The sequence below is a fragment of the Ferdinandcohnia sp. FSL W7-1320 genome (assembly GCF_038050315.1).
GTDB lineage: Bacteria > Bacillota > Bacilli > Bacillales > Bacillaceae_L > Ferdinandcohnia > Ferdinandcohnia aciditolerans.
This window is the reverse complement of the sequence record NZ_JBBPAM010000001.1, coordinates 4,479,831-4,495,821: the sequence shown is the minus strand read 5'-3', so window position 1 is coordinate 4,495,821 and position 15,991 is coordinate 4,479,831. Positions and strand designations below refer to the sequence as shown.

Annotated in this window: 17 protein-coding genes and 1 riboswitch; all 17 genes read left to right on the top strand. The window is 37.3% G+C overall.

Annotated features, from left to right (window positions below; all coding sequences use genetic code 11):
• Nucleotides 1-579 precede the first annotated feature (579 nt).
• The 17 genes from NST91_RS21890 (at nt 580) to hxlA (ending at nt 15,833) form a co-directional block, all read left to right on the top strand.
• Nucleotides 580-1,089 (top strand): hemerythrin domain-containing protein, encoded by a 510-nt coding sequence (locus tag NST91_RS21890; RefSeq protein ID WP_341332830.1) that lies wholly within the window; start codon nt 580-582, stop codon nt 1,087-1,089.
• A 440-nt stretch (nt 1,090-1,529) separates the two neighbouring features.
• A riboswitch (SAM riboswitch) is annotated at nt 1,530-1,629 on the top strand.
• Nucleotides 1,630-1,950: 321 nt separating this feature from the next.
• Entirely contained in the window at nt 1,951-2,124 is a 174-nt protein-coding gene (locus NST91_RS21885; protein ID WP_121447758.1) for a DUF2292 domain-containing protein, read from the top strand.
• Nucleotides 2,125-2,303: 179 nt separating this feature from the next.
• Entirely contained in the window at nt 2,304-2,855 is a 552-nt protein-coding gene (gene ssuE / locus NST91_RS21880; RefSeq protein ID WP_341332829.1) for an NADPH-dependent FMN reductase, read from the top strand.
• A gap of 20 nt (nt 2,856-2,875) precedes the next feature.
• Nucleotides 2,876-4,261, top strand: a complete 1,386-nt coding sequence (locus NST91_RS21875) for an LLM class flavin-dependent oxidoreductase (protein ID WP_341332828.1) — start codon at nt 2,876-2,878, stop codon at nt 4,259-4,261.
• 142 nt (nt 4,262-4,403) lie between these two features.
• A complete protein-coding gene (locus tag NST91_RS21870; RefSeq protein WP_341332827.1) occupies nt 4,404-5,225 on the top strand; it encodes an alpha/beta fold hydrolase in 822 nt (273 codons plus the stop codon).
• Nucleotides 5,226-5,321: 96 nt separating this feature from the next.
• The gene (locus NST91_RS21865; RefSeq protein ID WP_341332826.1) at nt 5,322-5,645 is read left to right on the top strand and encodes a hypothetical protein; all 324 of its coding nucleotides are present in this window, start codon (nt 5,322-5,324) and stop codon (nt 5,643-5,645) included.
• Nucleotides 5,646-6,312: 667 nt separating this feature from the next.
• Nucleotides 6,313-6,621 carry a PadR family transcriptional regulator gene (locus tag NST91_RS21860; RefSeq protein ID WP_341332825.1) on the top strand — a complete coding sequence of 103 codons (309 nt, stop codon included), beginning with the start codon at nt 6,313-6,315 and terminating at the stop codon, nt 6,619-6,621.
• Nucleotides 6,622-6,639: 18 nt separating this feature from the next.
• Nucleotides 6,640-7,251 carry a DUF2812 domain-containing protein gene (locus NST91_RS21855; protein ID WP_341332824.1) on the top strand — a complete coding sequence of 204 codons (612 nt, stop codon included), beginning with the start codon at nt 6,640-6,642 and terminating at the stop codon, nt 7,249-7,251.
• 389 nt (nt 7,252-7,640) lie between these two features.
• Nucleotides 7,641-8,813, top strand: a complete 1,173-nt coding sequence (locus NST91_RS21850; RefSeq protein WP_341332823.1) for a sulfite reductase subunit alpha — start codon at nt 7,641-7,643, stop codon at nt 8,811-8,813.
• A 205-nt stretch (nt 8,814-9,018) separates the two neighbouring features.
• A complete protein-coding gene (locus tag NST91_RS21845) occupies nt 9,019-10,023 on the top strand; it encodes a LacI family DNA-binding transcriptional regulator (protein WP_341332822.1) in 1,005 nt (334 codons plus the stop codon).
• 18 nt (nt 10,024-10,041) lie between these two features.
• Nucleotides 10,042-10,599: a 6-phospho-3-hexuloisomerase gene (gene hxlB, locus NST91_RS21840; RefSeq protein ID WP_341332821.1), complete on the top strand. Its 558-nt coding sequence runs from the start codon at nt 10,042-10,044 to the stop codon at nt 10,597-10,599.
• A 41-nt stretch (nt 10,600-10,640) separates the two neighbouring features.
• Nucleotides 10,641-11,660 carry a TRAP transporter substrate-binding protein gene (locus NST91_RS21835; protein ID WP_341332820.1) on the top strand — a complete coding sequence of 340 codons (1,020 nt, stop codon included), beginning with the start codon at nt 10,641-10,643 and terminating at the stop codon, nt 11,658-11,660.
• A gap of 14 nt (nt 11,661-11,674) precedes the next feature.
• Nucleotides 11,675-12,160, top strand: a complete 486-nt coding sequence (locus NST91_RS21830; protein ID WP_341332819.1) for a TRAP transporter small permease — start codon at nt 11,675-11,677, stop codon at nt 12,158-12,160.
• Entirely contained in the window at nt 12,160-13,446 is a 1,287-nt protein-coding gene (locus NST91_RS21825; protein WP_341332818.1) for a TRAP transporter large permease, read from the top strand. The genes NST91_RS21830 and NST91_RS21825 overlap by 1 nt, the downstream gene beginning before the upstream one ends.
• Before the next feature lie 24 nt (nt 13,447-13,470).
• Nucleotides 13,471-14,142 carry a ribose-5-phosphate isomerase RpiA gene (rpiA, locus tag NST91_RS21820; RefSeq protein WP_341332817.1) on the top strand — a complete coding sequence of 224 codons (672 nt, stop codon included), beginning with the start codon at nt 13,471-13,473 and terminating at the stop codon, nt 14,140-14,142.
• Nucleotides 14,143-14,222: 80 nt separating this feature from the next.
• Nucleotides 14,223-15,173 carry a sugar kinase gene (locus NST91_RS21815; protein ID WP_341332816.1) on the top strand — a complete coding sequence of 317 codons (951 nt, stop codon included), beginning with the start codon at nt 14,223-14,225 and terminating at the stop codon, nt 15,171-15,173.
• A 48-nt stretch (nt 15,174-15,221) separates the two neighbouring features.
• On the top strand, nt 15,222-15,833 hold the full coding sequence (gene hxlA, locus NST91_RS21810) for a 3-hexulose-6-phosphate synthase (protein ID WP_341332815.1): 612 nt from the start codon (nt 15,222-15,224) through the stop codon (nt 15,831-15,833).
• The last annotated feature ends 158 nt before the right edge of the window (nt 15,834-15,991 follow it).

Genomic DNA, 15,991 nt, shown 5'->3' with positions numbered 1-15,991 from the left:
CAAAATCCTCCTATAAAACGTTGTTACCTAGTAATCTACAGTACAAAAATTAAAAGAGAATGAGAGAATTATGAGAAATCATTGAGCGACACAAATTTCGCGCCATACCAGGGACACAGGGACAGGTCCCGCGTCCCACTGTTTAAACCAGGTAATAGAAACATATGTTATTCCAAACGCGATTCAAGAACTACAAAGCAACTGAGAAAAAAGAAAGAAATAGTAATTCTTTGCTGAAGCTCATAATTGGCCTTCCGAGTGCTTGGAAGGTTTTTTATATGGCTGAATCTATGGATGGTTATGTACGATATATTGAGATATTTGTCCTAAATCCTTTAAACTCCGTCCGTTAAATCGCAAGTTTACTCCTATATCTACAAAACTTAGTCCTATATCGTAGAGACAACCTTTTCCGTTAGTTGATTGCCTACTTGGTTTATTATATCTATCATCATCAAGCATCATATAGGACATTGTTTGTGAGGGGATTCGACCTAGTGATTCCTATCACTAAAATTTTTGAGCAATTATCGTATGCTATAGGAAGGTGACATATGACTGGTGAAGGGGTGAAGTTGAATGTTGATAGAGGATCAAAATGTGAAGCTACTTAGTCCTCCGCTGCAAAAATTAAAGGATGAGCACGAGTCATTGAGGGCAATGATGAATCGTTTCTATGAGATCACGGAAGAAATAGAATACGAATCTGGTCCCAGAGTGCTTGAACTGTTTTCAGAATTATACAAGCAGATTTCATCATTTAATATTGAGCTTAATGCACATTCAAAACGTGAGGATGAAGGACTGTTCCCAATGATGGACCGTCGTCTTGGTGATAAAGACCAAACCATCGGTACAATGGAATATGAGCATCGTAAAGCGGAAAAGCATTTACGAGATTTCCTTGATGAGGCTGCTCTAGTGGGAAAGGATATGGATGAATATGATGCACAAACTATTACAGTTTACGCAGTCCAAGCGTACGCAACCTTAACACAGCACTTCGCGAAGGAAGAAAATATGCTTTTTCCATTGGCTGAGAGAATATTGTCCACTGAAGAAAAAGCTGAGCTCGAACGATTACTGTGAAATTAATAAAATATCATAAACGGCGACCGCGAATTATATAATGATTCGAGGTCTTTTTTTGTGGGTTTACACCAAATGGTATAATGCAGGTTTTTCCTGTGATTTCCAAAAGTCATGCAATAAGCAGCATTTATATTATGGATATTACCAGTTCTATCCAAAAATCATAAGAAAAAAAGCGTTTATGATATTTGTTTTTCAAAAAGTACCCAAAAGTCATATCAAAAGGAGCAATTTTAAATCAACTTTTTCCAAGTATATACAAAAGTCCTAGCATAAACATTTTTTAAAGGTGTATAAACAGCCTAATCCTTAGAAGAACGATAAACACTATGACAAAATAACTAAAATTTCTACCTTTTAAAAATTTTCACTGAAATCGATTGACAGAAACAAAAATTCCGTGTAATTTATATATCAACAACTAAATTACCATTTTATTCTTATCCAGAGAGGTGGAGGGACTGGCCCATCGAAGCCTCGGCAACAGACAATTGTACTGTGCCAATTCCAGCAAGCGTAAAGCTTGAAAGATAAGAAGAGCGTATGAAAATAATCACGTATGCCCTCTTCTTATTAGAAGAGGGCTTTTTTATTTTTATCAGTAAAAGTCATACTTCTACTGATAAAAATAAAGCCTCCGGCGGATGCCACGATTTTTCAAAGGAAGTTTTCGAGCAGTAAGATCAAAGACTAAGAACGCCACGTCTTGTGGCAACGTTTTTATGACCCACTTCCTTTGGGCCTAAAATCTGGCGCAAATACGCCAAGGCGCATTTGATTTTTTAGCCGCAGAACTGATTGCCATACTGGTCAACCAATGGCAATGAATCATATACATCTTGAACAAGGGGGAGTTGTATGGCGCAGCTTGATGAATCAAAGGTAAAGCATATTTTATCTACCTTGGAGAAATTGGATTTTGGATCTATTGTGATCACGGTTCACAATGGGGAAATTACCCAAATCGATGCAACAGAAAAGAAGCGTTTTTCCTTGCAAAAATCCACATCAACCCAAACTAAAACTAAGTAAATAACGTGCCGATTAGACGACTAAAGGCATCTTTATTTTCAAAGCGTCCAAAAAAGACGCTTTAGATAAAGATGCCTTTTTTATTCGTTTTTTTCTTGGAAAAGAGGGGATTCTTTACAAATAATCCGAAGTTAAACTCATTTAAATAAAAAAAAGACACAAGCGAAAGGATGATTAAAATGGGTGAAATCGTAATTTTATCAGGAAGTCCGTCTGAGAGTTCTAGAACGGATTTAGTCCTACAGTATGTTGGAAAAAAGCTGAAACAAGAGGGTTTCTCGGTCACATATGTATCTGTTAGAGATATTCCATTTGAGGACATTTTTAATCTGAGGTTTGATAGTCCTGCACTTAAGGATCTGACTTTACTCCTTCAAGGTGCTGAGGGAGTGATTGTAGGATCGCCCGTATACAAGGCAGCCTACACTGGGATTTTGAAGGCAGTACTAGATTTGCTTCCCCAAGATGTGCTGTCGCAGAAAACAGTATTACCAATCATGACAGGTGGAAGCCCAGCCCACTTACTTGCGATTGAGTTCAGCCTCAAACCATTATTGGCTGCATTAAAGGGGCAAAGCCAACAAGGAGTGTACTTCCAAGATTGCCAAATCGATAAAACACAAGTAGTCAACCCAATAACGGACGAGAATGTGTTAGTGAGATTGAAAAAAGAGCTTTATTACTTTATTGAAACAGTAAATAAGAAAAAAGACTTTGCCTTGAAAAATTAATGGAAGAGGAGTTAATGAAAATGACGAAGAAAAGAATTTATTTAAATGCGTTTGATATGAATTGTGTGGGACATCAATCCCCAGGTCTATGGACACATCCAGAGGATCAATCCCATCGTTATAAAGACAGCGAGTATTGGATTGAACTCGCGAAGCTTTTAGAAAAGGGTAGATTCGATGCTATATTTCTAGCAGATGTACTAGGGCCATACGATGTGTATCAAGGTTCAAGAGATGCTGCAATCCGCCAAGGTACACAAACACCTGTCAATGATCCATCCCTTGTTGTACCGTTAATGTCAGCGGTGACGAAACATTTAGGATTTGGGGTTACTGCATCTGTTACTCATGAGCATCCATATACATTTGCTCGCAGGATGTCGACGCTCGATCATATTACAAAAGGGCGTGTAGGCTGGAATATTGTAACTTCATATTTAAAAAGTGCCGCTGTGAATATGGGCTTGGAAGATCAGATTAAACACGATGAGCGCTATGATATTGCCGATGAATACTTAGAAGTCTGCTATAAATTATGGGAAGGAAGTTGGGAGGATGATGCAGTTTTACTAGACAAACAGAATCGAATTTTTGCAGATCCAAGTAAGGTTCACGATATCAATCATGAAGGTAAGTATTATAAGGTTCCAGGTGCTCACCTTTGCGAACCTTCTCCACAACGAACACCAGTCCTTTACCAAGCCGGAACTTCTAGTAAGGGGCGGGCTTTTGCTGGTAAACATGCGGAATTAATTTTTATTGGGGCACCGACTAAAAATGCAGCTAAGCATTCCGTCAAGAAACTACGTGAAGAAGCAATCAAGGCTGGCAGAGCACCAGATGAAATAAAAATACTTGCTTGTATTACTCCAATCGTTGGTCAAACAGCAGAAGAAGCACAAGATAAATACAATGAGTATCAAAAACACGTAAGCTATGAAGGGGCATTAGCACTTCTAGGTGGCTGGACTGGAATCGACTTTTCAGAGTATAGTCCAGATGAAAATTTAAAGTATGTGAAAAATGATGCGATTCAATCGACCGTTGAGAACTTTACAAAAATCGATTCTGATAAAAAATGGACGATTGATGAGATAAAGAAATACACCGGAATTGGCGGCCTTGGTCCTGTGACTGTTGGAAGCCCCGAACAGGTAGCTGATGATTTAGAGAGCTGGGTGGAGGAGACCGGAGTCGATGGATTTAACATTGCTTACGCGATTACACCTGGAACATTTAAAGATTTTATAGAGCTAGTTGTACCAGTATTACAGGAAAGAGGTCTTGTACGGAAAGAATACGAAGGTGACACATTAAGAGAAAGCCTGTTTGGACGTGGGAGCCAGTTGCCTGCTCATCATCCAGGAAAGCAATACTCAAAAAAGGCAGTACTAGCAGTAAATTAAGCTGTAAAAAATAGTAACAGTTAAGTCTTCGAAAATATTCGAAGGCTTTTCTATTTGGTATTTTTTGATTAACAATATAAAAGGAATTTAGATCAGAAACAATGAATATAGTGTTTAAAAGCTTAATATAGGGGGAGTTATGATGGGTTTTAATGAAGGGAAATATATTGAAGTCAATCCAGGAGTCGAATTGTTTGTACAAGATGTAGGAGAAGGGGAAGCTATTGTTTTCATTCCAGGTTTTACTTTTACGACAGAGGTTTTTAATAAGCAAGTTGAGTATTTTTCAAAAACCAACCGAGTAATTGTGATTGATCCAAGGAGCCACGGAAGATCAACTATAACTCCTCATGGAAATGATTATGTCACACACGGATCTGATTTAGCGACGGTTTTGCAAGCTTTGGATGTGAAAAATGCAACTATAGTAGGATGGTCGTTTGGTTGTTTCACAGTTTGGGAATATTTGAAGCAAAATAGTTCAGAAAACATTAAATCTATAATACTTGTGGATATGCCACCTAAATCTTTATCAGTAAATGAAGAAGTGTGGGTTGAAGGAAAATTAGATGATATTGCAGCAATCTATAACGGTTATTTACGAAATCCAACAGGACACAGAGATTTCATAACCAGTTATATTACCCAAGTAATGGTGCAGAGAGAACTTGAGAAAGATGAGCTAACATGGTTAGTAGAGCAATCTTTGAAAACCCCATATTACATCGCTGGTAATTTATTTGCCTCTGGTATGTTTTCGGATTATCGAGAGGAAGCCAAACAAGCTAGTAAAGCCGTTCCTACCTTAACCTTTGTTGCAGAGCACTGGGCGGATATTGCCGTAAAGTATACAAAACAATTAACACCAGAATCTCAAGTAAAGGTTCTTGGAGGTCATATGATGTTTTGGGAACATAGTGAAAAATTTAATGTGATTGTTAAAGATTTTCTAGATGAAAAATAAGAATTTATCCGTATGGAATAAGAGTGATTCATATCATAACAAAACGTTTTAAAAAATGGTCTAATGGGGGTAGATAATGATAATGGAGGTATAAAAATGGCTACAATAAAAATCGAAAAGAATGATCTAATCCTTGAAGCTGGACTAGAAGATTTAAAAACAATAATTGACGAAGCAACAGCTAATATTGATTTATATAAGGAAGAAATTGCTATTATATATGAGAAAATGCCGAAGTTTGATTATGTATATTTTTGCTTTTATGCGTACTCCACCTATCGTCTGTTAGAAAACGCCCTGAATTTCAACACTGATGAAGTTGGTCATTTTCGCTTAATTGCACCCGAATCCTTCTACTATGCATTCTACGGCATAATCGCAACTCTGCATACGGAACACAATCTGAAAATTAAAGCATAATTAGAGAGAGCCCTTGGGCTCTCTTTTTTTGGGACAGAGGGACAGGTACAGTGTCCCAAAGGCCAGTAAGTATAAATTCCCCATTTTACGTCAACTACTCCTGTTCACCAGTTTTTCGACTAGGTGTTTTTTATTTTATAAAGGCTGTTTTCGCAAACTTCGTTGTTTTTTATATCGTTGACTTCCGCTTCAGGTGGAGGCTTTCCGCGGGCGTGGCTTGAGCCTCCTCAACGAAATGTGGAGGCGGCTTGCACAGAAACGAGAAAATTGGCCACTCCGACAAAGAGGCGTAATTTGCCTCTGAAGGAGGACTTGAAATTTCTCGAGTTTCTAGCCGCTACAACTGGACAAGTCGCTGCCGCTCCTGCGGGGTCTCGGTCTCAAGTCTCACACTTTTCCCGCTGGACATTGAATTTGCTTCCTTGAAATAACCCGCGCACGAAGAAAATGTGAATACATTTTCGAGGAGTCGCCACCTTACACTCCAATCAACTAGTTTTGCCTTTATTATCAGAAAGCAACAATCTTTTAGGAAAGAGCCTTTATAAAAGGTGTTGTTGGGAAATTTACCTATTTTTCAAATGCTTTATTGACTTATACAGTGTAACTGTATAAAATTAAACTATACAGTCAAACTATATAGTTAGCCTGAACTGAGGTGAAAGTTATGAAAAGAGATAAAAATATTCCACTAACAGAAACAGTTTATTACATTCTTTTGGCATTATTGGAGCCGGCACATGGGTACTTAATCCTCCAAAAAGTTGAAGAACTTAGTGATGGGCAGGTAAGGATGGCAGCGGGCACTCTGTATGGGGCTATCGATAATTTGCTAAAGTTGAAGTTTATCGAGCCTGTACCAAGTGAGGACAGCAGAAGGAAGGTTTATGTCATTACAGAAACAGGAAAAGAAATGTTGCAACTTGATTTAGAAAGAATGAAGCATATGATTCGAATAACCGAAGAGGCTTTTTAAAAAAAATGAGGTGAAGAGATGAGAAAATTAAAGTTATTCCTTAACTTTGAAAAAGAAGAAACATGGTTAAGTGAAATGGCTACAAAAGGCTATGAATTTGTTGGAAAGTCATTTACTTATCAATTTCGCCCTACAGAACCTGAAAATGTAAACATAAGAATTGATTACCGGAAATTTAAATCAAAAGAGGATTTTATCGACTATATAACTCTTTTCGAGGATTGCGGATGGAAGCATATTGCGGGAACAAAGAGTTCTGGCACACAATATTTTAAAAAAGTGAGTGAAAGTGCGGACGTGGATATTTTTTCCGATTCTGACTCCAGAGCTTTCCGATATAAAAGACTGTCAAAAATGTACTTGAGTCTTGCTATCTGTTATTTACCTATTCTTATCGCGTTATTCAACAATGATCATCAATATGCTTCTGCTCTTTTAAATCCAAAAGAATTATATTATACTCCTGGTTTATGGGAAAAGGCTGGAATGGACTTTTGGGGAGCTTTTCTTTTTGAAACACCATTTGCACTTTTCAGAGGAATCGTAGTTTTTTGTTTCCCAATCATGGTAATGCTCTACTTTATTTTCAGCATCAAAGCCGATCAAAACTATAAAAACTCACTAAAATAAGTGGGATAGGTACAGTTCCCCACCATGAACCCCAACGCTGGAAACAGAGGAGTCGTCCCAATTTTACCGAATAATACCACTTACCACAAATAAAAACCAACATCCCATTTTTCAAGTTTGTCGTGCACGTAATTGATTTATTGTACAATATAATATCAAAAGAATCCCTCGAGATTTTTCGAACATGTGCGAATAGCGCAGTTCTGGATTTTAAAAAGAATTGACACAATTCAAGAACAAGATTATGTAAAGACTAAGCGAATTTATTGGGCTGGGCTCTCTTTTGGTAGTATAATGAAAAAGTGATGAAAATGTGTCAAAATGCACACAAGGTAACTTGTACATGTGTTATTCTAACTATATATATAACTGTTGGAGGTTTTTAGAAAATGCAACGAACTATAGATAACGAAAAAGATCCGAAAAAGCCTGTTCCTACAACATTTTCAAGAACGAATCCATTTCAAGCAAAAGTTCTAAAGAACATTAACTTAAATGGGGAAGGTTCTAGTAAGGAAACCAGACATATTGAACTTTCATTAGAAGGTTCAGGATTCTCGTACATCCCTGGTGATACACTTGGAATTGCACCTTCAAATGATCCAGAATTAGTCGCAACCCTTCTTGAGGAAATGAAATGGGATGCAGATGAGGTTGTAAAAGTCGGTCGTAAAGGTGAAACGATGCCTCTCAAAGAAGCATTGATTACGTATTTAGATATCACATTACTTACAAAGAAAATATTGCAGGGTGCAGCAGCATTCACTGATAATGAAGAGCTGCAAAAGCTTGTGGAAGATACAGCGGCAATAAAAGAATATTGCGATGGTCGGGACTTACTTGATATGCTGCGTGACTTTCGTCCATGGAAGGCTTCAGCCCAAGATATCGTTGCTTTATTAAGACAAATGGTACCTAGACTTTATTCTATTGCGAGTAGTTTAGCGGCACATCCAGATGAAGTTCATTTAACAATCGGTGCGGTGCGTTATACTGCGCACGGTCGTGAACGCAAAGGAGTTTGCTCTGTACAATGTGCGGAACGAGTTCAGGAAGGCGATACTCTTCCAGTTTTCGTTCAAGTTAATAAACACTTCCATTTACCAGAAGAATTAGATAAAGATATTATTATGGTTGGTCCTGGAACTGGGATTGCACCATTCCGTTCATTTATCGAAGAACTTGCTGTAAATAAGGCAACAGGTCGATCTTGGTTGTTCTTTGGAGATCAGCATAAGGCGACTGACTTCTTGTATCAAGACGAGTTGGAAAAATACAATCAAGACGGAATCTTGACAAAAATCAACGTAGCTTTCTCACGTGATTCAGCTCAAAAAGTATATGTGCAGCATAAGATGCTTGAGCATGGTAAAGAATTATTTGAGTGGATAAACAATGGTGCTTATTTCTATGTTTGTGGAGATAAAGAACATATGGCAAAAGATGTGAACGAAGCCCTTCTCACAATCATTGAACAAGAAGGCAGCATGGACAGAGAAGCTGCAGAAGCATACCTTAAAGATATGAAAACACAAGGTCGTTACCTACGCGACGTATATTAATCGTAAAGTTTACGAACCCTTCGCAATTGGCGAGGGGTTTTTTTAAATGCAAGAATAGTGATTTTATATAAAATGACTTGCGGAAGTCACTAAAAAACTTTAAGAAAATGGTTGTAAAACGCTTTCATATGTTTTATACTTTCACTAAACCGGTTTACTAAACCGATTTAGTGAAACTTCTATTAAGTGTTTAGGAGATAAATAGATGAAAAAGATAACAATTGCTGATGTTGCAAAACATGCTGGTGTTTCAAAAAGCACCGTTTCCCAATATTTAAATCAGCGTTTCGATTATATGCGCGAGGAAACGAAAGAGCGAATTGAAGATGCTATAGAGAAACTTGGATACAGACCAAACATTTTAGCAAGGAGTTTAAAACAAAAATCTACAACAACTATCGGAGTAATCGTTGCAAATATCTTGCATGAATTTTCTACACAAATTATTCGAGCAATTGAAGATGTTTGCAATGAAAGAGATTTCCACGTCATTGTATGCAATGCAGACGATAATCCGGATAAAGAGAAGAAATATATTGATATGTTACGGGCGAAACAAGTTGATGGACTGATTGCTATTCCGACAGGAGAGAATGTCTCATTATATCAAGACCTAGTGAAGGAGAATTACCCATTTGTTTTTATTGACCGCTTGATTGAAGGTGTAGATATCGACGCAGTATTACTAGACAACGAGAAAGCATCTTATCTAGCGGTAGAGTCATTTATTAAACATGGATATTCCAAGGTTGCGATGTTAGCACCTTCTCTACACTCGAATATCACACCGCGTATTGAGAGATTAAATGGATATAAAAAAGCATTGGAACAATACCAAGTCCCCCTAAATGAGGAATATCTTGTTAATTGTGAGATTTCAGAAATGCAACAAGTGTTAGATCGATTGTTACATTTACAACATCCACCGAACGCAATTCTGGCAGGTAATGACTTAGTGTTATATGAAGTATTGGCTTATTCAAAGAAACTAAATATCCAAATTCCTGATGATGTCGCTTTAATTGGCATAGATGACGTCTCATATGCAGAGGTCTTTAGTCCAGCCTTAACAACTATTGCACAACCTACTTTTGAAATGGGAGAAAAAGCAGCAAATATATTATTCGAGAAGATTCAAAACAAAGATCATATAAACCAGGCGGGTATATATCGGTTTGAACCTCGATTACTTGAAAGAGAATCTTATTAAAATGAAGGGTGATAGAAAGTGAAAAAAATAATTGAAACAGTTGCCGAAGAAGTTTCTGGTGTATTAGGACAAATTGATGAAAGTAAAACGTTGGAATTAGCGAATGAATTACAAAATGCCAAGCGAATATTTATTGCCGGTACAGGACGTTCTGGCCTAGTGGGTAAGGTATTTGCAATGCGTTTAATGCATTGTGGATATTCAGTTTTTGTTGTGGGTGAAACGATTACACCAAGCATAGAAACAGGTGATCTCTTGGTTTTAATCTCTGGATCAGGAAATACAGGATCTCTTGTACAGTATGCAGGAAAGGCAAAAGAAATTGATGCAAAAGTTGTGTTGGTTACAACGAACGTGGATTCTTTAATCGGGCAACTCAGTGATATATCAGTAAGAATTCCAGCAGCAACAAAAAAACGCATAGCATCTGAACCTAGTACTATACAGCCGCTTGGTAGTCAGTTTGACCAATCTGCTCACCTGCTTTTAGATGCAATTATTGTTTACCTTTTACAAAAAAGTCCTGAAGGTAAAAGTCATTCCAACTTAAATCAAAAACATGCAAACCTAGAGTAATGTTTGTTTCAAATGAAATTATATTGGGAGGTTGAAGGTGAATGAAAAATAAATACATTTTCATATTACTCGTTTTTTTAACCATAGGACTATTAGCAGGTTGTACTAGTGCAGAAGTGGATGCAGATGGAGATGGGAAAATCAAGATAATCGCAGCACATAACCAAACATCTCCAGATAATCCATATCAAGCAGGAATGTTGAAATTTAAAGATGTTGTGGAGCATGAATCAAATGGAACTATTGAAGTTGAAGTGCATGCCGGAACAATTGGAACAGAAGAATCACAGTTAGTTGAAAAACTTCAACTAGGTGCAGCGGACGTGGTACTCGTTTCGCCAGGTTTTATGACACAAACAGGGATTAGAGAAGTAGATTTATTTTCTGCTCCATATCTCTTTACTAGTTATGACCATTGGTTAAGCGTAGTAGATGGTGAGGTTGGTAAAGAAATGGCTGATATTATCAATGAAAAATCAGATAACTCTTTTAAACTACTAGGTTATTGGTCTGCTGGGGTAAGACATTACTATGGAAAGAAACCGCTTAACTCTATTAGCGACTTGAAAGGAATGTCAATCCGTACCCAAACGTCTGGTGTTGTTTCAGATTTCTGGGAGGCAACCGGAGCCATTCCATCAGGAATTTCATGGGGAGAGCTTTATCAAGGATTACAACAAGACGTTGTTGACTCATCTGAAAACGCTTACCCATTTTTTGTTCAACAAGCTCATCACACAACAAAAAATGGGAAATACATTACCGAAACTGGCCATGACTATACAACAAGATTCTTATTAATCAATGGGAAAAAATTTGACAACCTTTCTAAAGAACAGCAGGACATCATTTTAAAAGCTGCTGAAGAATCGGTAAAAGCAGAACGTGAAGCAACAAACAAACAAGATGTAGAGTATAAGCAAAAAGCAGTTGAAGAAGGCGCAATTGTAAATGAAATTGATAGGCAACCATTCATAGATATTGCAAGACCTATTCTTGAAGACTTTGCAAAGGAAATTGAAGTAGAAGGTTTATTACAAAAGATTATTGAACTCGAATAGTTAGGGGGATTCAAATGAAGCGTTTTGTCCAGACACTTGAAAAATTACAAATCACGCTTGGGGTATTTTTCTTAAGTATTTTCTTTATTGTGATTTTGTTACAAATTATTACCAGACATTTAGGGATATCTGTAATTTGGACAGAAGAGGTAGCGAATTATTCCTTTATTTGGTCGATATTCATGGGCGCAGCGGTAATGGTGAATCGTAGGGAACATTTCAACTTTGATTTCATCATTAAAAAGCTAACAGGAGTAAAGGAGTTAACATTAAAAATTTTTAACGATCTTGTTTTAATTTCATTTAATATTTGTATATTTTTCCTAGGTCTTATCGTTGTAAATGAATTTTGGAATTACACATGGGCTACGTTTCCTGATATGAAAATGGGGTATATTTGGATCGCAATTCCTATTATGGCGGGTACCATGATTATTTACTCGGTATCACATTTAATTAACCATGTTCAAGAATATAAAGCGAAGGAGGTTAGATCATAATGGGATTTATACTTCTTGGATTATTTATCATCTTAATGTTAATTGGAGTTCCAATCGCCTTTGTAATCGGAATCGTTGCTTTGCTTGGTATTTTTGGAATCCCTTACACTCCTGAAGCCACTGTTCCAATGAAGATGGTGAATGGACTTGATTCGTTCGTTCTATTAGCAGTGCCGTTATTTATTTTAGCTGCTAATTTAATGAACTCTGGAAAAATTTCCGAAAAGCTCATTAACTTAGCACTTGCAATTGTTGGTCCGATTCGCGGGGGACTAGCCCATGCAAACGTGCTAGTATCTATGATGTTTGCTGGTGTGTCTGGCGCAGCACAAGCAGATACAGCCGGGGTAGGTAAAATCCTAATTCCGAGCATGTTAAAACAGGGATATGACAAAGAAACCGCAGTTGGAGTTACGGCTGCATCCTCAACTGTAGGGGTCGTAATACCACCTAGTATTCCGATGATTATTTTCGCAGGTTTAACTAATGCTTCGATTGGTGCGTTGTTTCTTGGTGGAATTGTGCCAGGCATCTTAATTGGTTTAGGTATGATGATTTTTATATACATTCTTGCTAGCAAAAGAAATTATCCACGCTCCAAGCGTGTAGAGATGAAAAAATTTGCTAAATTATTCTTTGAAGCAATTCCAGCATTACTAACCCCAATTATTATCATTGGTGGAATCATTTCAGGTTTCTTTACTGCAACAGAAGCGGCGGCAGTTGCATCGCTTTACACGTTGATTGTATGTATGTTCTATTACAAAACGTTAAAAGTAAAAGACCTACCAAAAATTTTAATGGATACGTTAGCATTGAGTTCATTATCATTGTTCGCGTTAGCAGCTGCAAGCGCACTTGGAGAATTAATGAGCTACTATCAATTAGGAACGATAGCCCAAGAATTCTTTGCGAATAATGTTGGGACAGAATGGTTATTTATTATCATTGTTATCGGGTTCTTCCTGTTTGTAGGAACTTTTATGGATGCTATCCCAGCGATGATACTATTCGTACCGGTTATTCTACCAACTGCTCTGCAGTTTGGAATTGATCCAGTACACTTAGGTTTAATTGTTGTAATTACGTTAGCAATAGGATTGATTACACCTCCATACGGATTATGTCTATTATTAGCGGCTAAAATTGGGGATATGTCCATCGAGAGGTCGTTTGTTGCAGTAATACCGTATATTGCAATTATCATTGTGGTATTATTATTTATTGCGTTTTTCCCAGAAATTGCATTTTATATTCCAAAATTGATTAATCCTGGTCTATTTTAAGGATTTACAGGGGTGAGCGATAGCATGGATAACGATAAACGAATTGCGGCTGAAGAAGCAGTTAAATTTGTGAAAAATGGTATGACAGTTGGATTAGGATCTGGCTCTACAGTAAACTTGATGCTAAAAAAATTGAGTGAACGTGTGAAGGAGGGGCTTCACATTAAAGGAATCCCATCGTCGAAAAAAACAGAACGTCTAGCAAAAGAACTGGGCATTCCGTTAACTGACTTTTCCACGACTACACATATTGATCTTGCCATTGATGGTGCTGATGAAATCGATAAGGAACTAAACCTGATTAAGGGTGGGGGAGGCTCACTAGTAAGAGAAAAGATAGTTGACGCTTGCGCAGATGAATTGATTATTATTGCCGATTCTACAAAATTAGTTCCTAAGCTAGGTGCTTTCTCTCTACCAGTGGAGGTTATACCATTTGGATTTGAAGTGACAGTAAAGAGTATTGAAAAAATCGGCGGAATTCCATCGCTACGAATGAAAGAAAATCAAGTGTTTATATCTGACAATAGAAATTACATTTTAGATTGTGACTTTGGACTTATTGATGATGCGATTCAATTACATGAGAGGTTGATTAAGTTAGTTGGGGTAGTTGATACAGGTCTATTTGGTGAGATGGCAGACAAAGTGATTGTGGCTCGGAATGGTAATATCGAAATTCACACAAGAAACTAATTGGCAGCTCCCCTTGTTCAACAAGTGGCAAGTTGAGCTGTGTACAATTTGGCAGAAATAAAGTTTTGGAGGAATCGGTTATGAAAGACGTGATTACGATTGGGGAAGCAATGATTGCATTTAACCCTACTGCAACTGGACCGATGAAATTTGTAAATGGATTTGAAAAAAAAATAGGTGGAGCAGAGCTCAATTTAGTAATTGGGTGTGCGCGACTTGGGTTGAAAACCGGATATATTAGCCGCTTAGGTAACGATGAGTTTGGAAAATACATTCTAAATTTTGCTCGCGGTGAGGGAATTGATGTTTCACAGGTAGAATTTGTTGACGGATATCCAACATCTTTAAATTTTAAAGAAATTATGGAAGATGGAAATGTTAGAACTTTTTATTATCGAGACAAATCCCCTACACTTGCCATGAGTGAAGATGACTTAGATGAAAACTACTTCCAACAAGCAAGAATTCTACACATTACTGGGATTTATCCAGCCATCGGCTCTGTTAACATCAAAGTAATCTATCAAGCTATTAAGCTTGCAAAGAAGTATGGGTTAAAAATTTCCTTTGATCCAAATATAAGACTTCGCATGTGGAGTAAGGAAGAAGCCAGAAAAGTGTTATCTGAGATTCTACCACACGTGGACATCTTACTTGCAGGGGACGAAGAAATGGAAATTATCATCGGTGAAAAGAACCCTGAAACAATTATTGAAAAGATGAAAGCAATGGGCATATCTTTTATTGCTATCAAACAAGGGGAAAAAGGATCAGTCGGTTATTTTAACGGTGATATGATAAAATCACCGGCAATAAAGGCGTCAAAGGTAGTGGATACGGTTGGTGCCGGTGATGGATTTAATGCCGGTGTCCTTTACGGTATTTTAAAAGGTTGGCCACTTGAAAAAACGCTACATTTTGCAAATACAATTGGTTCAATGGTTGTAAGCGTAAAAGGAGATAATGAAGGACTGCCTTATATTGAAGATGTTCAGGCAAAGCTCGGGGAAGTTGAACGAATTGAAAGGTAAGTAGAAATTTCTATTCTTACTTGGTAATGGGAATATGAGGTGATTAGATTGAAATTACAGTTAGCATTAGATAGATTAACAAAAGAAGAGTGTATTCGAATTGCAAAAGAAACTGAAGAAAGTACTGATATCCTAGAAATTGGAACAGGTGTCATTAAAGAGTATGGAATGTCCATTATCAGAGAAATGCGTTCGCTATTCCCAACAAAAGTGATTCTTGCTGATATGAAAACCTGTGATGCAGGGAAACATGAGTCACTTCAAGCATTTGATGCAGGTGCAGATATTACGACCGTAATGGCATTTTCGTCCAACATTACAATTAAAGATACACTAGACATAGCCAAAGAAACAGGAAATCAAATCATGATTGATTTATTAGAGGTCCATTCCAGAGAAAGGCTAATAGAGCTTAAAGAGCTTGGTGTAAAACTAGTAAGTCTACATGTTGGAAAAGATAAACAAACAGAAGGGAACTTTAACACCGAATTATTTTCACTTGTTGAGGGCTTTGGCTTTGAGGTAGCCGTTGCGGGTGGAATTAAACTCGAAAACATACCTGATATTGCTGTTTATAACCCAGACATTATTATTGCAGGTAGTTCTATCACAGGAGCTGAAAATCCTGCATATATGGCAGCCAAAATGAAGAATGGATAAAACTCGACAGCGACTCGACTGAGAACTGTCGAGTTTTTTTATGAAAAAGTATAGTGGAATAGTCGTGGGACAAGGGACCTGTCCCTGTGACCCATTTTTTATTGTGGTGTTACATAGTTGGTGTTAAAATATGGTTAAGTAACATTGGTAATTGGAGG